Below are 20,132 nucleotides of genomic sequence, written 5' to 3' on the forward strand. Positions count from 1 at the left end.
AGGGGCTTAGGCCAAAAGTCCGGGGTGAGGATGGGGCCAGTGGCGGAATGTACGGAACCGGGGAGGTGCCGGAGGAGATGAGGGACGTGCCGGAGGTGCCGGAGCTGGCCGACGAGCAGCCCGCACGGGGGCTGGCGGGGCGGGTTCCGTTCCAGGTGGTGGAGGTGACGGGGCCCTCGATGGTGCCCACGCTTCATCACGGGGACTGGCTGCTCGTGCAGTACGGGGCGGAGGTGCGCCCCGGTGACGTGGTGATCCTGCGCCATCCGTTCCAGCAGGACCTGCTGGTCGTGAAGCGGGCCGTGGAGCGGCGGGCCGGGGGCTGGTGGGTGCTGGGGGACAACAGTTTCGCGGGCGGGGACAGCACGGACTACGGGACGGTGCCCGAGGAGCTGGTGGTGGCCCGGGTCCGGGCGCGGTACCGGCCGCTGACGAAAGATCAGCGCTCGGTGCGCGGGGTGGTGGCCTGGGCGGTCTCCGCCCTGCGGCCGGTCTCGGCGGCGCGCTCGGTCTCCAGGCGCTTGCGGGCCCGGTAGGCGGCCACGTTGGCACGGGTCGCGCAGCGGTCCGAGCAGTAGCGGCGGGAGCGGTTGGTCGAGGTGTCGAGGTAGGCGTTGCGGCACGGCGCGGCCTCGCACAGGCCGAGCCGGTCCACCCCGTACGAGGTGAGGTGGAAGGCCAGGCCCATGGAGGCGATCGCGGCGTAGCCCGCGGTGGCGTTGGACGGGTGGTCCGCCAGGTGCATGTGCCAGTCCGGCCTGCCGTCCGCGTCGCGCTCCTCGTGCCCGGAGACCTGCGGGCTGACCGGAAACTCCATCAGCAGCGAGTTCAGCCGGTCCACCGCGAGCCGCTCGTCCCCGGCGTCGGCCGCCTCGAACACCGCGCGCAGCCGGGCCCGTACGGAACGGAACCGGGTCACGTCCGCGTCGGTCGCCCGCCGGGCCGCCTGGCCGCTGGGGCCGAACAGGTCACGGACCGCCTCGACCGAGGTGAGGGCGTCCTTGTTCCGGGCCGGTTGCTCGGTGTTGACCAGGCGCACGGCATAGTCCGCGTAATAGGCCAGTTCCACGAGGTGTCCTTACGGCGTCGGTCCAGGGGCGGTGCGAAGCAGGCGTAATGGGTCGCTCAGCGTACAGGGTATTACGGGGGAGGGCGGGGGGTGAGGGGGAGGCCGACTTTTGAATTCCACCGGGCCTGCTGCAACCCGCCGTGCCGCCCACCGCACTGGAAGGGTGAGACGGTCCGCGCCCGCGGGCCGGGGGAGGGACAACCGGATGCGGAGCGATGACCACGCCGCGCTGCACGCCTTCGTCGAGGGCCGGCGTACCGCCCTGTTCCGCAGCGCGTTCCTGCTCTGCGGCGACCGGCACGAGGCCGAGGACCTGGTCCAGACGACCCTGGTCAAGGTCGTGCTGGGCGGGCGGCGGCACGGGCGGCTCGACAACATCGAGGCGTACGCGCGCAAGACCCTGGTCAACACCTTCATCGCGGGCCGCCGCCGCTTCTGGCGCCGCGAGCAGGCGTACGGGGAACTGCCCGAGCGGGCCGCCGAGGCACCCGACACGGACACCGGCCTGGCGGTACGGGCGGCGCTCGCCCGGCTCACGCCCAAGCAGCGGGCGGTCCTGGTGCTGCGCTACTGGGAGGACCTGAGCGTCGAGGCCACGGCCGCGATGCTCGGGATGCGGGAGAACACGGTCAAGAGCCACACGGCTCGGGGATTGGCGGCGCTGCGCGCCGAGATGGCGGAGGTAGGGGTATGAGCGACGACGTGCGTGAGCTGCTGGGGCGGGCTGCCGAGGACGCCGGGCGGCCGGTCATCAGCACGGAGGCCGTATACGCGAAGGCGGGCCGGGTCCGGTGGCGGCGCCGGGCCGCGGTGACGGCGACGGCGGTGTGCGCGGTGGCGGCGGGGGCGTTCGTCGTGCCCCAGCTCACCTCGGCGCCGGCCTCCCCGCAGACCTCCGTGGCGTCCCTGGCGCAGGAGCCCGGTGAGTCGCCGCGGGACGTGCGACTGCTCAAGCTGCTGCCGCATCTGACCGGCACGGTGGAGGAGGTGTCGTTCGCCGACATCATCAAGCACGCCTCGCCGCCGCCGCCCGAACCCTCCAGGACCGGGCCGATCGACGGGCAGTACGAGATCCGCCAGGACGGCGGCGTCGGGTATCTGACCATCGACGTCATGGACGCGGAGGCCGTACGGAAGAAGCTGGGCGGCGGGGCCGCGGTCGAGGACCTCTGCAAGCCGGAGAACGGGGTGCCGGCCCGTACCGACTGCGTCCGCGAGGAGCTGTCCGGCGGCCGGGTGCTCACCATCTGGAGCGACGACATGGACTACGGCGACGGGGGCACCCCGCAGTGGGGCCCGGAGCTGGTCGCCCGGCTCACCCTCGCCGACGGCAGCGTGCTCGGCGTGCGCGACAGCACCGGCTTTGAGGCCGATGTCGTCCAGGGCCCGATGCTGAAGACCCCGCCGCTCACCCGTGCCGAACTGCGCGAGCTGGTGCTGCGTCCGGAGCTGCTGCCGGCGAAGTGACGCCGGGAAGGCGGAAGGGCGGTACGGACCAGCGTGGTCCGTACCGCCCTTCGCCGTACCGCCTAGAGCACCTTCGACAGGAACGACTTCGTCCGGTCGTGGTGCGGGTTGGTCAGGACGTCGCGCGGGTGGCCCGACTCGACCACCACGCCGTCGTCCATGAAGACCAGCGCGTCGCCGACCTCGCGGGCGAAGCCCATCTCGTGCGTGACGACGATCATCGTCATGCCGTCCTCGGCGAGGCCCCGCATCACGTCGAGCACGTCGCCGACCAGTTCCGGGTCGAGCGCCGAGGTGGGCTCGTCGAAGAGCATCAGCTTCGGCTCCATGGCCAGCGCCCGGGCGATGGCCACCCGCTGCTGCTGCCCGCCGGAGAGCTGCGAGGGGTAGTTCCCGGCCTTGTCGCGGAGGCCGACCCGGTCGAGCAGCCGCTCGGCGCGGGCCCGGGCGACCGCCTTGGCCTCGCGGCGCACCTGGACGGGCGCCTCCATGACGTTCTCCAGCGCCGTCATGTGCGGGAACAGGTTGAAGCGCTGGAAGACCATGCCGATGTCCCGGCGCTTCAGGGCGACTTCGCTGTCCTTGAGCTCGTAGAGCTTGTCGCCCTTCTGGCGGTAGCCCACCAGCTCGCCGTCGACGTACAGCCGCCCGGCGCTGATCTGCTCCAGGTGGTTGATGCACCGCAGGAACGTCGACTTGCCGGAACCGGACGGGCCGATCAGGCAGAAGACCTCCCGCGGGGCGACCTCCAGGTCGATGCCCTTGAGGATGTGCGCGGCGCCGAAGGACTTGTGGACACCCTCGGCCTTCACCATCGCGGTCATGCGATGCCTCCCTTCGGGCGGCCCACCGAGAGCACGGTGGCCCTCACCTTCTGGAACGGGGTCGGCGGCAGGCTGCGGCTCGATCCACGCGCGTAGTACCGCTCCAGGTAGTACTGCCCGACGCTCAGCACCGAGGTCATGATCAGGTACCAGGCGGCGGCGAGGAAGTACATCTCCACCGGCGCCCCGGACGCCTGCCCGATGTCCTGGGCGTTCTTGAAGAGCTCGTAGAACTGCACCTGCGCAACCAGCGAGGTCGTCTTCAGCATGTTGATGACCTCGTTGCCCGTGGGCGGCACGATCACCCGCATGGCCTGCGGGATCACGACGCGCCTCAGGGTCTTGGCGTGGCTCATGCCCAGCGCGTGCGACGCCTCGGTCTGGCCCTCGTCCACCGAGAGCAGACCGGCCCGGCAGATCTCCGCCATGTACGCGGCCTCGTTGAGGCCTAGCCCGAGCAGCGCCGTCAGCAGCGGCGTCATGAAGCTGGACCAGTAGTCCTTGTAGATCGGCCCGAGGTTGATGTACTCGAAGACCAGACCCAGGTTGAACCACACGAACAGCTGCACCAGGACGGGTGTGCCCCGGAAGAACCAGATGTAGAACCACGCGATGGACGAGGTCACCGGGTTCTTCGACAGCCGCATGACGGCGAGCAGGATGCCGCCGACCACGCCGATCAGCATCGACAGGACGGTGAGCAGCATGGTCTGGCCCACACCGTCGATGATGCGGTCGTCGAAGAAGTAGTCCGGGATCGCGCCCCAGTTGATCCTGCCCTGGCTGAAGGCGTAGACGATCGCGACAAGGGCGGCGATGGCGACCAGCGCCGATACGTACCGGCCGTAGTGCCGGACCGGGATGGCCCGGATGGCCTCCGGTACGGGCGCCGCCGCCGTGGCGGAGGATGCGGGCGGCTCGCCGGCCGGTCCCGTCTTCTTGATGTCAGTCACGGCTGATGCCTTTCAGCGCGGGATCCGGTCAGGACCCGCCGTTCACCTTGGCCTCGGTGACCGCACCGGCCTCGACGCCCCACTTGGCGATGATCTTGTCGTACTCGCCGCTCTTGATGATCTCGTCCATGGCCGCCTTGATGGCCTGGGTGAGCTTGTCGTTGCCCTTGGCGATCGCGATGCCGTAGGGGGCCGCCTCGACCTGGTCGCCGACGATCTGGAAGTCCTTGCCGCCGCCCGAGGTCTTCACCGCGTACGCGGCGACCGGGAAGTCGGACGAGCCGGCGTCGGCGCCGCCCGAACGGATGCGGGTCTGGGCCTCCAGGTCGGTGTCGTACGCCTCGATGGCGATCTTCTTGCCGCCGGCGCACTTCTTGGACTCGTCCTTGGCCAGGTCGTGCGAGACGGTGTTGCGCTGGACCGCGATCTTCTTGCCGCAGAGGTCGGCCCAGGTCTTGATCCCCTGGTCGTCGCCCTTCTTGGTGTAGATCGAGACACCGGCGGTGAAGTAGTCGACGAAGTCGACGCCCTCGCCGACCTTCTTCTTCGTCTCCGGGTCGATGCCCTCCTGGCGCTCCTTGCTGTCCGTCATCGCCGACATCGCGATGTCGTAGCGCTTGGCGCGCAGGCCGGTGACCAGGGTGTCGAACGTGCCGTTCTCGAACTTGAACTCGACGCCCAGCACCTTGCCGAGCGCGGCGCCGAGGTCGGGGTCGATACCCGCGGTCTTGCCGGACTTGTCCTTGAACTCGACCGGCGGGTAGGCGATGTCGGAGCCGACCCGGATGACGCCCTTGGACTTGATGTCCGCGGGCAGCAGGTCGGCGGGGGAGGCGGTGCCGGCGGAGGCGCCGGTGCTCGCCTTGGTCGATCCGGAGTCGTTGTTCTTCGTCTGGTCGCCACAGGCGGTCAGCAGCATGGTGCCCGCGACCGCGAGGGCGCCGACCGCGGCGATGCGGGTGGTCGCGGTCGTACGACGGATGGAGCGTGCGGTCATGTTCGGGTTCCTCCGGCAGGTGGGGACGGGTCGCCAGGCGGTAATGGCACACGGCGTCGGGTGTCGCCGCCTTGTGTGATTACGGCATGTTGCCATGCGGATTAGCCCGAACAGGGGGCCCGGCATGTCAAAATCGGGTAACGGGCGATCCCCGAACCTCTTGAGGCCGGTACACCAAGGCCGGACCTTTTATGGGGTTTCCCTCTCACGGCCGGAGGATCTGCGGCGCGTCTCGCGTGCCGGACTCAGGTCCGGCACGAGGCTGACCTGTTGAAATGGCAGCCCACTATGAGTCATGTCACGGAGCGCATATGGACTCGTCCGTGACCAGGTCCGTCCGGTAAGAAAGACCTTTACACCCCTCATCCGGGGCTCAGGGCGCGTGTGCGGCGCGCCCGCGCGTACGTAACACCCCCTGCCGGGGCGGGCCAACCGCCAGGCGCAGGGCACGTACGCGGGTCCGCCCACCCCTCCTCAACCAGGAGTGGCCACCCTCAAACGATGAACACTTAAGGGGTCAACACCATGGCAGCGGAGATCGTCAATCCTCGCAGCGACAGCAGTACCGACAGCACCACCGACGAGCCGTTCGATCCGGCCTTCGCTCTCCACCGGGGCGGGAAGATGGCCGTGCGGGCCACCGTCCCGATCCGGGACCGGGACGACCTGTCCCTCGCGTACACGCCGGGCGTGGCGAAGGTGTGCAGCGCGATCGCGGAGCAGCCGGAGCTCGTCCACGACTACACCTGGAAGTCGCAGGTCGTCGCCGTCGTCACGGACGGCACGGCGGTGCTCGGCCTCGGCGACATCGGTCCCGAGGCGTCCCTCCCCGTGATGGAGGGCAAGGCCATCCTCTTCAAGCAGTTCGGTGGTGTGGACGCGGTGCCGATCGCGCTCGCGACCACCGACGCGGACGAGATCGTGGAGACCGTCGTCCGGCTCGCCCCCTCCTTCGGCGGGGTGAACCTGGAGGACATCTCGGCGCCGCGCTGCTTCGAGATCGAGCGCAAGCTCCAGGAGCGGCTCGACATTCCGGTCTTCCACGACGACCAGCACGGCACGGCCGTCGTCACGCTGGCCGCCCTGCGCAACGCCGCGAAGCTGTCCGGGCGCGGCCTGGGCGATCTGCGCGCCGTCATCTCGGGCGCGGGCGCGGCGGGCGTGGCCATCGCCAAGTTCCTGCTGGAGGCGGGCCTCGGCGACGTGGCCGTCGCGGACCGCAAGGGCATCGTCAGCCGGGACCGCGAGGACCTGACCGACGTCAAGCGGGAGCTGGCGGAGCTCACCAACCGGGCGGGCATCTCGGGCCCCCTGGAGGTGGCGCTCGCCGGCGCGGACGTCTTCATCGGCGTCTCCGGCGGTACGGTGCCGGAGGCGGCGGTCGCCTCGATGGCACCGGGGGCCTTCGTCTTCGCGATGGCCAACCCGGACCCCGAGGTCCACCCGGACATCGCCCACAAGTACGCGTCCGTCGTGGCGACGGGCCGGTCCGACTACCCGAACCAGATCAACAACGTGCTGGCGTTCCCGGGGATCTTCGCCGGGGCGCTCCAGGTGCGGGCGTCCCGGATCACGGAGGGCATGAAGATCGCGGCGGCCAACGCGCTGGCCGACGTCGTCGGCGAGGAGCTGGCCGCGGATTACGTGATTCCGTCGCCGTTCGACGAGCGGGTCGCCCCGGCGGTCACGGCCGCGGTGGCGGCGGCGGCGCGGGCGGAGGGCGTGGCCCGGCGCTGAGGCGGTGCGGGGCGGCACCCCGTACCCCTTGCGGGGGCGCTGCCCCCGCGCCCCGCTCCTCAATCGCCGGAGGGGCTTGATTTTCGCTCCTGTCGCCGCACAACTGCGGCGACAGGAGCGCCATGCGGTCCCGTCGGCCGCAGGCGCCCCCGGTGCGCGGCGCGTCACACTCGCAGCCGGTTACGCGGCAGTACGCCGCCCCCTATCGTCGGCGGCATGTTCGCCGCCTACGCAGCCAGCCTGGACCCCGCCCACCCCCTCAACGGTCTGGAGCTGGGCGACCGCCCGGCTCCGCGGGACCGGCCCGGGTGGACCACCGTCGACGTCCGGGCCGCTTCCCTCAACCACCACGACCTCTGGTCCCTGCGCGGCGTCGGCCTCGCGGAGGACAAGCTGCCGATGATCCTCGGGTGCGACGCCGCCGGGGTCGACCAGGACGGCAACGAGGTCGTCCTGCACTCCGTCATCGGCCAGACCGGGCACGGGGTCGGGCCCGACGAGCCCCGGTCCATCCTCACCGAGCGCTACCAGGGCACCTTCGCGGAGCGGGTCACCGTGCCCACGTACAACGTGCTGCCGAAGCCCAGGGAGCTGAGCTTCGAGCAGGCGGCCTGCCTGCCGACCGCCTGGCTGACCGCGTACCGGATGCTGTTCACCAACGCCGGGGTGCGGCCCGGGGACTCCGTGCTCGTGCAGGGTGCCGGCGGCGGGGTCGCGACTGCCGCCATCGTGCTCGGCCGGGCCGCCGGGCTGCGGGTCTACGCCACCAGCCGCGACGAGGCCAGGCGCAGGAGGGCCGTGGAGCTGGGCGCCGTCGAGGCGTTCGAGGCGGGCGCGCGGCTGCCGCACCGGGTGGACGCCGTCATCGAGACGGTCGGCGCCGCCACCTGGTCCCACTCCGTCAAGTCGCTGCGCCCCGGCGGCACCCTGGTCATCTCCGGCGCCACCAGCGGAGACCGCCCCTCGCACGCCGAGCTGACCCGGATCTTCTTCCTGGAGCTGAAGGTCGTCGGCTCCACCATGGGCTCCAAGGAGGAGCTGGAGGACCTGCTCGCCTTCTGCGCCACCACCGGGGTGCGCCCCGTGATCGACGAGGTGCTGCCCCTGGACCGTGCCCGCCAGGGCTTCGAACGTCTCGCGGCCGGCGACCAGTTCGGGAAGATCGTGCTCACTGTCAACAACGGTTGACAAGGACGGGGTGTCAACGTACGTTGACATCATGACCGAAGCGACGGATCTCGCCGAGCGGGCGGGCGACCGCGACCCCCGGGTGGGGCTGCGGTCGGTCGCCGCGCTGCGGCGGCTGCTGGAGCAGCTGGAAGCCGTACAAGTGAGAAGCGCCCGGGCCAAGGGCTGGTCGTGGCAGGAGATCGCGGCCGAACTCGGCGTCAGCAGGCAGGCCGTGCACAAGAAGTACGGGAGGCATTGATGTTCGAGCGATTCACCAAGGACGCCCGCGCCACGGTGACCGGCGCCGCGGAACACGCCGGGCGCGCCGGGGCCGGCCGGGTCACCGGGGAACATCTGCTGCTCGCCCTCCTCGACCAGGAAGGCGGCCGGGCCTCCTTCGCGATCACCGCGCTGGGCCTCACGGACCGCAGGGAGGCCGTGGCCGCCGCGCTCGCGGAGGCCGGCAGGCGCGGCGGCATGAGCAGGGCCGACGCGGACGCCCTCGCGGGCATCGGCATCGACCTCACCGCCGTCGTCTCACGCGTCGAGGAGGCGCACGGCGAGGGGGCCCTGCGGGGCGACCGGGGAGGCCGGCGGCGGTGGACGAGCGGCCCCTCCTTCTCGCGGGAGGCGAAGAAAGTCCTGGAGAAGTCGCTGCGCGTCGCGCTCGGGCGCGGCGACCGGTTCATCGGCGGGGAACACCTCCTGCTGGCCCTGACCGCCATGCCCGGCCCGGTCGCCGACGTGCTCGCCGACCACGGGGCGACGTACAGCGCTGTGGAGCGCGCGCTGTACGGGGAAGGCGGCGCGGGCCAGGACCGCAGGGCGGGCTGACGTAATTGGGGCCGGGCGACCGGCCCCCGCGGCTACTTCGCCCCGCCCCCCCGCAGCACCGCACCGACGTGCGCCGCCGCCGTAGCCAGGTGGCCGCGGACTTCGGCGAGCTGGGCCTCCGTCACCCCGTGGTCCCGCGCCGCGTCACGGATCTCGTCGCGGAAGCGGTCGAGCAGCCGGTCCAGATCGCGGGCCGGGTCCCCCGTGCCGCCCGTGTCCCGGCCCCACTCGGGGTCGGTGCCGGCGGCGTCCGGCTTGCCGGCGGGCCCCCAGCCTCCCGTTCGGGCGAAGCCGCCGAGCTGGCCGGTGATCTCGGCCAGGCCCTCACGGACTCCGGCCGGCCAGTCGCCCCGGGCGAAGTGCTCCTGGACCTGGCGGGCGGCGTTCTGCATCTGCTCGCGCGCCCGGTCCTGGGCCTCCTTCGCCTGGCGGCGGGCCCGCTGGGCGTCCTGGCGGGCCCGCCGGGACTCGTCCTTCGCGCGGCGGGCCTGCTCCTTCCACTCCTGCCCGGCCTTGCGCAGCTCGTCCTTGGCGGTACGCCAGGTGTCGGGGTCGCCGAAGTCGCCGAACCCGCCGAAGGGCTCCTTGCCGCCCGGAGCGGCGCCCGGCGTGTGGCGCGACTCCTCGGCCGCCGCCCGCATCTCGCTGCGCAGCTTGCCCGCCGCTCCGCGCACGTCGTCGCGCATCTCGGCGGCCAGCTCGGCGACGGACTCGCGGATCTCCAGTTCGAGATCGGCGAGCTCCCCGGTACGGTCGGCCAGTTCGGCGCGGCCGGCGTCGGTGATCGAGTAGACCTTGCGGCCGCCCTCGGTGGCGTGCGTGACCAGACCTTCGGCCTCCAGCTTGGCCAGCCGGGGGTAGACCGTGCCGGCCGAGGGGGCGTACAGGCCCTGGAAGCGCTCCTCCAGCAGGCGGATCACCTCGTAGCCGTGCCGGGGGGCCTCGTCCAGCAGCTTGAGGAGGTACAGCCGCAGGCGGCCGTGGGCGAATACGGGGGGCATGTCAGAGCACCTTTCCGGTCGGCTCGACGTCGTACGGTTCCTCCTCGGCCGGCGGGCGGCGCAGGAGCGCGATCGACCCCGACACGGTCGTCGCCTTCAGGGTGCCGGTGCCGGAGCCCAGCGTGCCGGTGATCTTCTTCGCGCCCCACTGGCCGCTGACCCGCAGGTCCTCGAAGCCGTTGGAGACCGAACCGCTCGCGGTGTTCGCCTCCACCCGGGCGTCGGCCGGGTGCGGCAGCCGGATGGCGATCTCGCCGGAGACCGTGGTGAGCCGGATGTCCGTGGGCTTCCCGGCCGGCTCCAGGTCGAGCACCATGCCGCCGCTGACGGACTCCGCCTTCACGGACGCGCCCGCCCCCTCGACCACGGTCAGCTCGCCGGAGACCGACTTGAAGCGCAGGTCGCCGGTGACGGACTGGGCCTCGATGCTGCCCGACACCGTCTCCGCGCCGACCGGCCCGGAGAGCTTGACGAGCGTGGTGTCACCGGTGACGCCGCGCACCTCCGTACGGCCCCGGATGCCGGAGACGAAGGCCCCGGCGCCGACCACGCCGACCTCCACCGAGGAGCCGGCCGGGACCGCGAGCGAGAGGACGGCGGTGCGGCGCCACTCCTTGCGGTCGAACCACTTCAGCAGGTTCTGCCAGGCCAGGTCCTCGTACGCCACGGTCAGGACGCCGTCCTCCTGCGTCACGACCAGCGGCGGGCCCTCGATGGCGGAGACCTCCAGGCGTGCGGTCGGCTCGTCGGTGCCGACCACGTTGACCGTGCCGTTGACGACACGCACCTTCAGCGCGGTCACGGGTTCCTCGAAGGCCAGTTTCCGAGGCTCGGCGACGGCCCACGTCGAGACAGGCATGGATCTGACCTCCCGATAGCACTGACTACGCAACATATCGCGTCTCTTGAGGAACACGATATATCGCGGATTCGGGAAGTCAAGAAGGGGAGCCGGAGCATGGATGGGCGGGGTGCGCAAAACCCCACAAGCAGGGGCAAGGTGTCCTACGGTGTGAGGCATGGACGCGACCTCACCCGTAGGGGCCCTGCTGCTGTGCCGGACCGTGCCCGATGCCGTGCGTCCGGTCGCGCAGCTGCTGCGCGAACCGCTGCTGCTGGCGCCGGCCGGACCGGGCTGGAGCGTTCTCGTACCGGAGGGGGACCCCTGGCAGGGCGGCCGCCGGGCCGGGGCGGGGGAGGACGAGCGGGCCGAACCCGTCGACCGGGTGCTGGGCGGCTGGGCCACCGCGCTCGCCGTCGGCTCCACCTGGCCGGTGCTCGCGCTGTGGTGGGACGGCGACCGGGCCGGATACACGCTCGCCTCGGGATTCCGCCGCCCGGTGGGCTACGTCTGGCTCGCGGACGGCACCCCGGCCGGTGAGGACGAGGCGATGCGTACGTTCGCCGAGCGGCTGGGGCTCGATCCCGTCCTGGACGTGCAGTCGCTCGAAGCGCTCACCCGCCCCGACCCGGACGCCGACGCCGAGGCCCGGCTGCGCGGGCTGCTCGCCGTGCTCACCCGCACCGGCCTCGCGCTCCCGGCCGGGCTCGGCGCCGGCCCGGACGAGCCGGGTGCCGAGGCGTGGGAGGGCGCCGAGCGCATCGAGTGGACCGGGTGGCGCGACGCCGTCAGGGTCGACCTGGACGCGGTGGAGAGCAGCCGGCTCGGCCCGTGGGTGCGGGGCCCGCGGGCGCGGGCGCTGGCGGGCGCCCAGCTCGCGGCCGGACTGCCGCTCGCCCTGTGGGGAGCGGCCCGGCGCAGCGGCGGCTGGGCCTTCGCCGGGGCGCTCCTGATGGCGCACGGAGCGCTGGGACTCGCGTACGACCGCGTACGCCGAGGCCGCCCCGGCGGGGAGTGACCCCTACTCGTCCTCGTCCTCGTCGTCCAGACGGGCCAGCCAGGTCGCGAGGCGCTCGACCGGCACCTCGAAGTCGGGATTCAGATCGACGAACGTACGAAGCTGCTCGGCGAGCCACTCGAAGGTGACCTCTTCCTCGCCTCGCCGCTTCTCCAGCTCCTCGATCCCGCGGTCGGTGAAGTACATGGCGCAAGTCTAGAGGCGCGTCGGGCCGGCTTCGCGCGAGCTCCGGGCGGTTGCGGCCCCGCCCGTGGCCTGCGGTGGGGTGAACCGGCGTCCGCCGCTTCCTGCCCGGCCGACACCTCACCTCAAGGGCCCTGCGAGCAGAGGGGGCGGGCAGCGCTCTCTCCGACCTTGTCCAGGACGCCACCGTACGCATCCACCGGAGAGCGATGTGGGTATGACCGTGGTCAACCGGGCGCTCCCCGGGAGCGGCTTCTTCCTGGCCCCCGGCTGGATTCGCACGTGGGTGACGAGTGTCACCGGTGCGCGAGGAGGAGGCATACGAGAACGGCTGCGGCCCCCTGCTGCGAACAGGAGGCCGCGTGCCTTGCCCAGTAGCTCCACCCGATCAAAGGAGAGAACCATGGGTTGCACCTGCGAGCCTACGGGCGATCCGGAAGGCGCGTCGATCCCGGTGCGTCGGCGCCGAGAGCCGCGTGCCCTCGCTCGTACCGCCGGACATGGACTGGCGCGGGGTCTGGCGTCCGCGCTCGGCGGGGCCCTCGTCGCCGGTCTCATCCGGTGGTGGCAACAGGGCTGATCCGCGGGGCCCGCCGCTTCCGGGCGGCGGGCCCTTCCCGCGGCGCCGCTCGCGTCCCGGTCGAAGTGCCTCGCCCCGGGCCGTTACGGCCGTTAATCTGCGGGTAGTTGGCGAGCGGGGAGTGTCATGGGTGACAGTGGGTCCCGTATTACGCGCATTGAGCTGCCGGACGGCACGCCGGTCTGGGCCAGGATCTCCGGGGCCGAGGAGCTGACCGGGCCGGCACCCGGCGGCGGTCCGACCTACACGGACACCGGGTTCGGGGACCTCGCGGACCAGGTGCAGGCCCGGGTCGAGAGCTTGCACTCCGTGGTGACCGGGGTCGCGCGCTCGCTCGCCGTGCCGCTGCGCGCGGTGCGGCCGGACGAGGTGAGCGTCGAGTTCGGCATCGAACTGACCGCCAAGGCCGGCAAGATCGTCGGGCTGCTGGCGGACGGCGAGGCCAAGGGCGCCATCACGGTCACCCTCACCTGGAACGGCGGCGGGCCGCCCGTCGACGCGCCCCCGCCCGCCCCCGTACCCGCGCAGACGGCGCCACCCGTCCCCTTCGCGCCCCCCGCGCCACCGCCCGCCGCCCCGCCGGGCGCCGGCGCACCTCCCGGCTTCCCGCCCGCCGGGGCACCCCCCGGCGCACCGGCACACCCCGGCGGTGCGGACGACACCGACGGCGGCGGCGCATGACCTTCGGGGAACAGGGGGGCGCAGAGGGGGCCCTCGGCCCCGCCCAGGCTGCCCTCATGGACCTCGTCCAGGACGCCACCGTACGCATCCATCGCCCGCCGTCCGGGTATGCCCAGGACGGGCCGGAAGGGGACTTCCTGGGCAGCGGATTCTTCGTCGCACCCAGCTGGGTCCTCACCTGTGCGCACGTGGCGATGCGGGGGGAGGGGGGCATGGTGGGCGTGTGGTTCAAGGAGGACCGCTACAGCACGGACCTGACCGAGGTGCCGGGCCGGGTCGTCGCCGCCCTGCCCGGCACCCGGCCCCCGGGCCCTGGCGGCTGGCCGGCCCCCGACCTCGCGCTCATCCAGCTCCAGCGCCCCGTCGAACACCCCTGCGTGTACGTCACCGAGCGGTCCGAGGCGATGCTCCGCAGCCGCGAGGTCCGCTGCGTGGGCTGGGCGCCCGTCCAGGGCGGCGGCCTCCGGAACCGCAGCGGCGTCTGCGTCGTCAAGGGCTCGTACGGGGGATCGGGCGATGCCGAGCAGGTCGTCAGGATCGACGGCGACTGGGTGGAGCTCGGCATGTCCGGCGGCCCGCTGGTCGACCTGGCCCGGGGCGAGGTCGTCGGCGTGATCAAGTCGCAGATCAACGGCCACCAGGGCGGCACCGCCGTCGGCGTCGAACGGCTGCGCACCCTGGAGGTGCCGGCCGGGCCCGTCGAGACCGAGACCGACGACATATACCAGTCCGTCTTCCACGCCCACGACCGCTACCACGCCGACCGGCACACCAGCTCCGCCGGGACGGAGCGGACCTGGACCGACGCGCAGAGCGATCTGCCCGACCCGCCCGGCGGCATCCTCGGCCCCAAGCTGCGCGCCGAACTCCTCGGCCGGCTCGCCGAGCTGCCGCCCCCGGCGAGCACCCGGTCGCTGCTGACGCTGCTCGACCGGCTGCCCGGGGTGTACGCCCGCGACCACCGCCCGGCCCCGCGCGGCTGGCGCGACGGACTCGGCGCGCTGTACGACGCCCGCGCCCGCGACCGTGAGGCCCGGTTCGAACTGATCGTCCGCTACTGCATGGGCGTCCTCGCCGCCGACCGCCCCTGCGGCCAGCTCTCCGTGCGCAACGCCAAGGCGCTCTGGGGCTGGGTCAAGCGCATCGCCGACACCGAACTGCCCCGCGACCTGCGCCGCCGGCTCGACGTGGAGTGGGCCGAGATCCGGCTCCGGCTGGAACAGAACCGCCAGCGGGCCGCCCTCGCCCCGGCGGGCGAACCCGTCCTCTACGGCGAACGCGACTGCGTCGTGCTCCACGTGGACCTCCAGGGCTGGGCCCGCGACCAGTACGACTGGCGGGTCGCCGTGGACCGCCGGGCCGGCGAGGCGGAGCCGGTGGACGAGGACAGCCGCGGCGCCGCGCTGGGCACCGTCCCGGACCGGCTCGCCGCCGCGCTGACCGAGGCGTTCCGGCGGTGCGACGAACCGGGCCACCCCGCCATGCTCCAGGTCGTCGTCGCGCCCGCGCTGTTCGGACTCCCGGTGGACGACTGGGTGCTGCCGCCGTCCGGGCTGCGGCTCGGAGCCGTACGCCCGGTGGTGCTGCGCAGCCCGTACCAGGGCCCGGCCGGCGAGCGGTCGGCCCGGTGGGACGCGGGCCTCGCGACCGCCATCCGGGCCGAGGTGGTCGACTGCGAGGACGAATTGCGGGTACGTGTACCGGAGTCGGCGCGACTGCGCGGCCTGGCCCACGAGACCGTGCCCGTCCTGTGCCGCTACGGAAGCAGGCCGGACTCCGACGTCACGGCCGGGTTGGTGCGGCTGCTCGACAGCGGCTTCGGCGTGGCGCTGCTCCAGCGGCGCACGGCGGAGGGCGACACGGTCTGCAAGGAGTTCCACCGGCGCGTGGCCCAGGCGGTGTCGGACACCCGCACCCACGACCGGCTGCCGTGGAAGATCCACGAACTGAGACGCGGGGTGGGCGCGGGGCGGACGGAGATGTACTGGTCCGCCGGCGCCGCCCTCTACTACGACGATCCGCACCGTCCGCTGCCGGGCTCCGACTTCCTGGAGGCGCCGTGAGCCACCGCGCAACGCATCAGCCGTGTAAGCGAACTGGTCTGCCCCTTACGGGTGTTGGGCCGTATCGATACGGTAGGGCACGTCCGACGCAGGCCGCCCCTGGCGGACGAGTGACAACGAGGGGCACGCTATGAGTGAACCGAGCGAGTGGCTCATCTACCGGGGCATCGGGGAACCGCACGACGAGGTGCCCCAGCTGCCGCCCCCGCCGCCCTGGCGCGACTTCACCGGAGGCCGCGGGCCCGGCGGGGCGGACGGCGGCGAGTCCGCCGACCGCAGGCTCGGCATCCCCGGGCGCGTCGCGGAGGAGCACCGGCCCGGCGCCGAGGAACTGGAGATGATCAACGCCGCGCTGTACCTGCGGCGCCCCCTGCTCGTCACCGGGGACCCGGGCGCGGGCAAGAGCACCCTGGCCCACTCCGTGGCGCGGGAGCTCGAACTCGGCAAGGTGCTGCGCTGGCCCGTGGTCAGCCGCACCACGCTCCAGGACGGCCTCTACCACTACGACGCCATCGCCAGGCTCCAGGACGTCCAGATCGCCTCGCACGCGGCGGCCGGCGGCGCGGCCGGGACCGACGCGGCACAGAGCGTGGGCAGTTACATCCGGCTCGGCCCGCTCGGCACCGCGCTGCTGCCCTCGGACCGGCCGCGCGTCCTGCTCATCGACGAGCTGGACAAGAGCGACATCGACCTGCCGAACGACCTGCTGAACGTCCTGGAGGAGGGCGAGTTCGCCATCCCCGAGCTGGAGCGGATCGCCGACCGGCTGCCCGACGGCGAGGCGGACGTCCTGGACCACGACGGCAACAAGGTCCGCATCAAGGGCGGCCGGGTCCAGTGCCGGGCCTTCCCCTTCGTCGTGCTCACGAGCAACGGCGAGCGGGACTTCCCGGCCCCGCTGATGCGCCGCTGCATCCACCTGGAGCTCGGCCGCCCCGACCACAAGCGCCTCGCCTCCTTCGTCAAGGCCCACCTGGGCGAGGAGGCCGCCCGCGCCAGCGACGACCTGATCGCCCACTTCCTGGAGCGGTCCCGCACCGAACTCCTCGCCACCGACCAGCTGCTGAACGCGATATACCTCACGCACGCCGCGTCACCGGCGGGCCGCGACCGGCTCGCCGACCTGCTCATCCAGCGACTCGACCGGCCGAGGTGAGGATCTGATGTCCGGTGCGGCGGACGAGAACGGTGGCGGCGGCGGCCCAGGCGCCCCGGAGCTCCACGACGGCGGGTTACTGCCCGAGCTGGTCGCCCGGCTGCGCGGCGCGGGCCTCGACCCGGACGTCGAGCAGCTCTGCGACGCCCTCTGGCTGGCCCGGTGGACCCGCGGCGCGGCCGCGTCCGAGGAGGAAGCCGCCGCGGACGCCGCGCGCCGCCCCGGCCACCACCCCTCCGACGACTGCCCCGGCCCCCGCCGCGCCACCGGCCCCGACGTCCGCACCCCGGACACGGACCGGGCCGGCCGGCGCGAGGAGACGCCCGCGCCGGGGGGCGGCGAGCGCATCTCCCTGTACCCCGTCCCCGGCCGCACGCGGCCCGGCGACCCGGACGCGGCACCGGACCCGGAGGACGTCCGGCCCGGCACGGACGCCCGCGCCGCCGTGCTGCCCCTCGGCGTACCGGCCGCGCCCGTACTGCCCTCATCCCTCGAACTGACCCGCGCACTGCGCCCGTTGCAGCGCTACCGCCCGGCCTCCGCGCCGCTGCGCCGCGTCCTGGACGAGACGGCGACCGCCGAACGCAGCGCCCGCGCCGGGGGCGTGGTCATGCCCGTCTTCCGGGGGGTCCGGCGCGGCGACGCCGTCGTGCAGTGCGTGATGGACGCCTCCTCCTCGATGCTGGTCTGGGACCGGCTGTTCGAAGAGCTCCAGCAGATCTTCGCCCAGATCGGCGCGTTCCGCGACGTGCAGATGCGCTACCTGCACCCCGGCCCGGACGGCGGCTGCACGGTCAGCCGCAGCCCCGACCCGGCCGCCGCCCCGCTGCACTCGGCGGACCGGCTCAGCGACCCCACCGGACGCCGGGTGACCGTCGTGGTCAGCGACTGCGCGGGCCCGCTCTGGCGCACCGGACACGCCCACCGGCTGTTGCACCAGCTCGCCCGGCTCGCCCCGGTCGCCGTGCTCCAGCCGCTGCCGCAGCGCATGTGGAACCGGACCAGGCTGCCGGTCACCTTCGGCTCGCTGACCCGGGGTGAGGGCCCCGCCGGGGCGACCCTCCTCAAGGTCACCGGCGACGCCGGAACGGGCCCCGCCCACCCCGGCGCTCTCGCCGTGCCGGTGCTGCCGCCGCTCGCGGACGCGCTCGCCGCCTGGGCGCGGCTGCTCTCCGGCACGGGGGCGGCCTCCGTCCCGGGCGCCGTCGGCTGGGTCCGGGCCGACCAGCCGGCGGCCCCCGCCCGCCGCCCGGGCGACAGGCCGTCCTCGCTCCAACTGGTCAGCCGGTTCCGCTCGACGGCCTCCCCGGCCGCCGGACAGCTCGCCGTGTACCTCGCGGCGGCCCCCCTCTACCTGCCCGTCATGCAACTCGTCCAGCGCACGATGCTGCCCCAGTCCGGCCCCTCCGAACTCGCCGAGGTCCTGCTCAGCGGACTCCTCAGGCGCACCGGGGGCGGCACCGGACGCGGACAGTGGTACGCCTTCGAGCCGGACGTCCAGGAAGCACTGCTCGGCCCCCTCGGCCGCGACGAGGCCCTCCTCGTGCTCAAGCACTGTTCGCAGTACATAGAGCAGCGGTTCGGCAAGGGCGGCCCCAACTTCCCGGCCCTGGCCTACGCCCAGCTCGGCGACGGCACCCCACGCGACGCCGCGCACCGCACCCCGTGGCCCGTCCCGGGCGCGGCGGGCACGCCACCGGACGCGGAGGACGCCGACGACAGTGAGGAGAACGAGGGGAACGGGGGGAACGAGAGACCCGGGGGTCCGCGCGTCCCCCATGCCTTTGCCGAAGTCGCAGCACGCGTACTGGAGCGATTCATGCCCGTACCCCCACGATTCGTCACCCGAGAACCCAAGACCTCCGGAACCCCCCAGGCCGCCGGCCTCGCCGTGCGCCGCGCACGGGAACTCGTGCGCCACTTCGAGGCCGACAAGATGGTGCAGCGCCTGATCGACGCCGTACAGCTGCTCAGGGGCGCCGCCGAGCACAGCCCGGCCCCCGCCGACGACACCGAACTCTGGGCGGAGTACGCGCGCTGCGTGCTGCGCCTGTGGGAGGTCCAGGGCGGCGCCGACCTGCTCGACGAGGCCGAACGCGCCGCCGAACGGGCCGCCGCCCGCCCCGGCGCCGTACGCGAACGCGCGGTGCTCGCCAAGGTGCTGCACGCGGCCGCCGACGACCGGCGCCGGCGCGGCGACCGGCGCGGCGCGCTGGAGCTGCTGCGGCGCGCCGACCGCGAGTACACCGCGGCCTGCGCCAGCCCCGGCCTGGAGCCCGCCGAAGCCCTCCGCCTCACCCTGGAGCGGGTGCGGGCCCTGGAGGCGCAATGGCGGCTCGACGGCGACACCGCCCTGCTCCAGAGCGCCTGCGGGATGCTGGAGGCGTTCGCCGACGCCTGGCCCGACCAGGAGAACCGCCCGGCCGTCCTGCCCCTCCAGCACGGCCGCACCCTCCTGAAGCTGGCCCGCGCCACCCAGGACGGCGAACAGTCCCGCGAGTACGCCCGGCAGTCGGCCCGGTCCCTGCGCACCGCGTTCGCCCAGGGCACCGGACACACCATGGGCACCGAGACCCGCATCGTCCTGGACCTGGTGGACGCGCTGCTCGCCTCGGGCGCCGAGCCGGAGGAGGCCGCGACCCTCACCGCCCAGTCGCTGGAGACCGTACGCGACCAGCGGCAGCGCGCCCAGCTCCAGACCCGGGCCGGCCGCGTCCGGGTCGCCCGCTACGAACACACCGGCGACCCCGCCGAACTCGTCGCCGCCACCGAGTGGTTCGCCCGCGCGGCCCGGGGCATCCCCCGCGACTCCCGCGCCTACACCGACCTGCTCGCCGAGTGGGGCGCCACGCTGCTGCGCCGCGCCGAACTCCCGGACGGCCGCGCGCACATCGGCGCGGCGGTCCGGGTCCTGCGCGACTGCCGCTCCGAGATGCCGGCCGGCGGGGCCCAGCAGTCCGAGCGGCTGCTGATGCTGGGCCGCGCCCTGATGCTGCGCCACCGGGCCACGGCCGACCGGGTCGACCTGCGGGAGGCCGAGTACCTCTTCAAGCTGGCGGCCGAGGAGGCCGTCGCCCCGCTCACCGCCGCCCGCTGCTGGCTGGAGCTGGGCCGAGCCCTCCTCCAGGCCGCCGGCGTCCTCGACCGCCCGGCCCGCCGCGACGAGGCGGCGGAGGCGTTCCGGTCGGCCGCCGACGCGGCCGGCGAGGCGCAAACGGAGCTGGAGAGTCCACAACATCTCCAGGAAGCCGTGGAGTTGGCCGCTACAGCCAACCACTGGCGGGGTATGACGTACGAGAGGGCGGGCCGGCCCCGGGCCGCGCGCGACGCGTACCGGGCGGCCCGCCAGGAGTGGCGCAAACTGCCGGACACCGGCGGCGCGGCGGGTGAAGCGACCGCCGCGCGGCTGGCGGAGCTGGAGCGGTGAGAGCGGCGCGCCCGACGGCGGGCGAGGCCGGGCCCCGGCGCCCGAGTGAGACGGAAGACGACAGGTCGGATCAGGGATGCGGGACCGGCGGGACGCGCTCGACGGCGAGCGGGTCACCGGCCGGCCCGGTG

At 73.4% G+C, this 20,132-nt stretch carries 19 protein-coding genes; 12 read left to right on the top strand and 7 right to left on the bottom strand.

The genetic code is table 11. From position 1 onward, the window contains the following. Window positions 1–47: 47 nt before the first annotated feature. Window positions 48–536: a nickel-type superoxide dismutase maturation protease gene (gene sodX / locus ACLQ2N_RS01060; protein WP_425808395.1), complete on the top strand. Its 489-nt coding sequence runs from the start codon at window positions 48–50 to the stop codon at window positions 534–536. Here the strand turns inward: sodX and ACLQ2N_RS01065 are convergent. Then, window positions 440–1,069 carry a CGNR zinc finger domain-containing protein gene (locus tag ACLQ2N_RS01065; RefSeq protein ID WP_425808396.1) on the bottom strand — a complete coding sequence of 210 codons (630 nt, stop codon included), beginning with the start codon at window positions 1,067–1,069 and terminating at the stop codon, window positions 440–442. The genes sodX and ACLQ2N_RS01065 overlap by 97 nt on opposite strands. A gap of 205 nt (window positions 1,070–1,274) precedes the next feature. Here ACLQ2N_RS01065 and ACLQ2N_RS01070 point away from each other — a divergent pair, with 205 nt between their 5' ends. Beyond that, window positions 1,275–1,763 carry a SigE family RNA polymerase sigma factor gene (locus ACLQ2N_RS01070; RefSeq protein ID WP_425808397.1) on the top strand — a complete coding sequence of 163 codons (489 nt, stop codon included), beginning with the start codon at window positions 1,275–1,277 and terminating at the stop codon, window positions 1,761–1,763. Further along, window positions 1,760–2,536 carry a hypothetical protein gene (locus tag ACLQ2N_RS01075; protein ID WP_425808398.1) on the top strand — a complete coding sequence of 259 codons (777 nt, stop codon included), beginning with the start codon at window positions 1,760–1,762 and terminating at the stop codon, window positions 2,534–2,536. Before ACLQ2N_RS01070 ends, ACLQ2N_RS01075 begins: the two co-directional genes overlap by 4 nt. A 62-nt stretch (window positions 2,537–2,598) precedes the next feature. Here ACLQ2N_RS01075 and ACLQ2N_RS01080 read toward each other — a convergent pair whose 3' ends face one another. From ACLQ2N_RS01080 to ACLQ2N_RS01090, 3 genes are read right to left on the bottom strand one after another with little or no spacing between them, the layout of a single operon-like run. Then, window positions 2,599–3,360, bottom strand: a complete 762-nt coding sequence (locus tag ACLQ2N_RS01080; protein WP_365680445.1) for an amino acid ABC transporter ATP-binding protein — start codon at window positions 3,358–3,360, stop codon at window positions 2,599–2,601. Further along, complete coding sequence (locus ACLQ2N_RS01085) at window positions 3,357–4,313, bottom strand: amino acid ABC transporter permease (RefSeq protein WP_425808399.1); 957 nt, start codon at window positions 4,311–4,313, stop codon at window positions 3,357–3,359. Before ACLQ2N_RS01085 ends, ACLQ2N_RS01080 begins: the two co-directional genes overlap by 4 nt. 28 nt (window positions 4,314–4,341) lie before the next feature. Next, on the bottom strand, window positions 4,342–5,310 hold the full coding sequence (locus ACLQ2N_RS01090; RefSeq protein ID WP_425808400.1) for an ABC transporter substrate-binding protein: 969 nt from the start codon (window positions 5,308–5,310) through the stop codon (window positions 4,342–4,344). A gap of 525 nt (window positions 5,311–5,835) precedes the next feature. On the opposite strand from ACLQ2N_RS01090, the gene ACLQ2N_RS01095 reads away from it, so the two are divergent. The 4 genes from ACLQ2N_RS01095 to ACLQ2N_RS01110 all read left to right on the top strand — a co-directional run bounded on the left by ACLQ2N_RS01095 (window position 5,836) and on the right by ACLQ2N_RS01110 (window position 9,051). Beyond that, on the top strand, window positions 5,836–7,047 hold the full coding sequence (locus tag ACLQ2N_RS01095) for an NAD(P)-dependent malic enzyme (protein WP_425808401.1): 1,212 nt from the start codon (window positions 5,836–5,838) through the stop codon (window positions 7,045–7,047). 216 nt (window positions 7,048–7,263) lie between these two features. Next, a complete protein-coding gene (locus ACLQ2N_RS01100; protein ID WP_425808402.1) occupies window positions 7,264–8,235 on the top strand; it encodes a zinc-binding dehydrogenase in 972 nt (323 codons plus the stop codon). 31 nt (window positions 8,236–8,266) lie between these two features. Next, entirely contained in the window at window positions 8,267–8,476 is a 210-nt protein-coding gene (locus tag ACLQ2N_RS01105; RefSeq protein WP_018102716.1) for a helix-turn-helix domain-containing protein, read from the top strand. Continuing rightward, a complete protein-coding gene (locus ACLQ2N_RS01110; RefSeq protein WP_425808403.1) occupies window positions 8,476–9,051 on the top strand; it encodes a Clp protease N-terminal domain-containing protein in 576 nt (191 codons plus the stop codon). The genes ACLQ2N_RS01105 and ACLQ2N_RS01110 overlap by 1 nt, the downstream gene beginning before the upstream one ends. A 32-nt stretch (window positions 9,052–9,083) precedes the next feature. Here the strand turns inward: ACLQ2N_RS01110 and ACLQ2N_RS01115 are convergent, their stop codons facing one another. After that, entirely contained in the window at window positions 9,084–10,052 is a 969-nt protein-coding gene (locus ACLQ2N_RS01115; protein WP_425808404.1) for a helix-turn-helix transcriptional regulator, read from the bottom strand. A gap of 1 nt (window position 10,053) precedes the next feature. Next, on the bottom strand, window positions 10,054–10,911 hold the full coding sequence (locus ACLQ2N_RS01120) for a DUF4097 family beta strand repeat-containing protein (RefSeq protein WP_425808405.1): 858 nt from the start codon (window positions 10,909–10,911) through the stop codon (window positions 10,054–10,056). 160 nt (window positions 10,912–11,071) lie between these two features. On the opposite strand from ACLQ2N_RS01120, the gene ACLQ2N_RS01125 reads away from it, so the two are divergent. After that, complete coding sequence (locus ACLQ2N_RS01125; protein ID WP_425808406.1) at window positions 11,072–11,911, top strand: hypothetical protein; 840 nt, start codon at window positions 11,072–11,074, stop codon at window positions 11,909–11,911. Window positions 11,912–11,914: 3 nt separating this feature from the next. On the opposite strand, the gene ACLQ2N_RS01130 is transcribed toward ACLQ2N_RS01125, so the two are convergent. Then, the gene (locus tag ACLQ2N_RS01130) at window positions 11,915–12,097 is read right to left on the bottom strand and encodes a DUF6104 family protein (RefSeq protein WP_003961784.1); all 183 of its coding nucleotides are present in this window, start codon (window positions 12,095–12,097) and stop codon (window positions 11,915–11,917) included. Between the two features lie 703 nt (window positions 12,098–12,800). Between ACLQ2N_RS01130 and ACLQ2N_RS01135 the strand changes: the two genes are divergently transcribed. The 4 genes from ACLQ2N_RS01135 (at window position 12,801) to ACLQ2N_RS01150 (ending at window position 20,001) form a co-directional block, all read left to right on the top strand. Beyond that, window positions 12,801–13,355 (top strand): CU044_2847 family protein, encoded by a 555-nt coding sequence (locus ACLQ2N_RS01135; RefSeq protein ID WP_425808407.1) that lies wholly within the window; start codon window positions 12,801–12,803, stop codon window positions 13,353–13,355. A gap of 56 nt (window positions 13,356–13,411) precedes the next feature. Beyond that, entirely contained in the window at window positions 13,412–15,418 is a 2,007-nt protein-coding gene (locus tag ACLQ2N_RS01140; protein ID WP_425808408.1) for a trypsin-like peptidase domain-containing protein, read from the top strand. 130 nt (window positions 15,419–15,548) lie between these two features. Next, complete coding sequence (locus ACLQ2N_RS01145; RefSeq protein WP_425808409.1) at window positions 15,549–16,574, top strand: AAA family ATPase; 1,026 nt, start codon at window positions 15,549–15,551, stop codon at window positions 16,572–16,574. A gap of 7 nt (window positions 16,575–16,581) precedes the next feature. Further along, window positions 16,582–20,001: an SAV_2336 N-terminal domain-related protein gene (locus ACLQ2N_RS01150; protein ID WP_425808410.1), complete on the top strand. Its 3,420-nt coding sequence runs from the start codon at window positions 16,582–16,584 to the stop codon at window positions 19,999–20,001. Window positions 20,002–20,132: the final 131 nt, after the last annotated feature.

It is taken from the genome of Streptomyces sp. DT224, assembly GCF_049844595.1.
GTDB lineage: Bacteria > Actinomycetota > Actinomycetes > Streptomycetales > Streptomycetaceae > Streptomyces.

Bases quoted from the DNA above. Each gene is read 5' to 3' on its own strand.
- ACLQ2N_RS01140 (WP_425808408.1), top strand. From the start codon at position 13,412: ATGGACCTCGTCCAGGACGCCACCGTACGCATCCATCGCCCGCCGTCC.
- ACLQ2N_RS01115 (WP_425808404.1), bottom strand. From the start codon at position 10,052: ATGCCCCCCGTATTCGCCCACGGCCGCCTGCGGCTGTACCTCCTCAAG.
- ACLQ2N_RS01135 (WP_425808407.1), top strand. From the start codon at position 12,801: ATGGGTGACAGTGGGTCCCGTATTACGCGCATTGAGCTGCCGGACGGC.
- ACLQ2N_RS01125 (WP_425808406.1), top strand. From the start codon at position 11,072: ATGGACGCGACCTCACCCGTAGGGGCCCTGCTGCTGTGCCGGACCGTG.
- ACLQ2N_RS01075 (WP_425808398.1), top strand. From the start codon at position 1,760: ATGAGCGACGACGTGCGTGAGCTGCTGGGGCGGGCTGCCGAGGACGCC.
- ACLQ2N_RS01100 (WP_425808402.1), top strand. From the start codon at position 7,264: ATGTTCGCCGCCTACGCAGCCAGCCTGGACCCCGCCCACCCCCTCAAC.
- ACLQ2N_RS01120 (WP_425808405.1), bottom strand. From the start codon at position 10,911: ATGCCTGTCTCGACGTGGGCCGTCGCCGAGCCTCGGAAACTGGCCTTC.
- ACLQ2N_RS01090 (WP_425808400.1), bottom strand. From the start codon at position 5,310: ATGACCGCACGCTCCATCCGTCGTACGACCGCGACCACCCGCATCGCC.
- sodX (WP_425808395.1), top strand. From the start codon at position 48: ATGTACGGAACCGGGGAGGTGCCGGAGGAGATGAGGGACGTGCCGGAG.
- ACLQ2N_RS01070 (WP_425808397.1), top strand. From the start codon at position 1,275: ATGCGGAGCGATGACCACGCCGCGCTGCACGCCTTCGTCGAGGGCCGG.
- ACLQ2N_RS01095 (WP_425808401.1), top strand. From the start codon at position 5,836: ATGGCAGCGGAGATCGTCAATCCTCGCAGCGACAGCAGTACCGACAGC.
- ACLQ2N_RS01105 (WP_018102716.1), top strand. From the start codon at position 8,267: ATGACCGAAGCGACGGATCTCGCCGAGCGGGCGGGCGACCGCGACCCC.
- ACLQ2N_RS01130 (WP_003961784.1), bottom strand. From the start codon at position 12,097: ATGTACTTCACCGACCGCGGGATCGAGGAGCTGGAGAAGCGGCGAGGC.
- ACLQ2N_RS01080 (WP_365680445.1), bottom strand. From the start codon at position 3,360: ATGACCGCGATGGTGAAGGCCGAGGGTGTCCACAAGTCCTTCGGCGCC.
- ACLQ2N_RS01145 (WP_425808409.1), top strand. From the start codon at position 15,549: ATGAGTGAACCGAGCGAGTGGCTCATCTACCGGGGCATCGGGGAACCG.
- ACLQ2N_RS01110 (WP_425808403.1), top strand. From the start codon at position 8,476: ATGTTCGAGCGATTCACCAAGGACGCCCGCGCCACGGTGACCGGCGCC.
- ACLQ2N_RS01150 (WP_425808410.1), top strand. From the start codon at position 16,582: ATGTCCGGTGCGGCGGACGAGAACGGTGGCGGCGGCGGCCCAGGCGCC.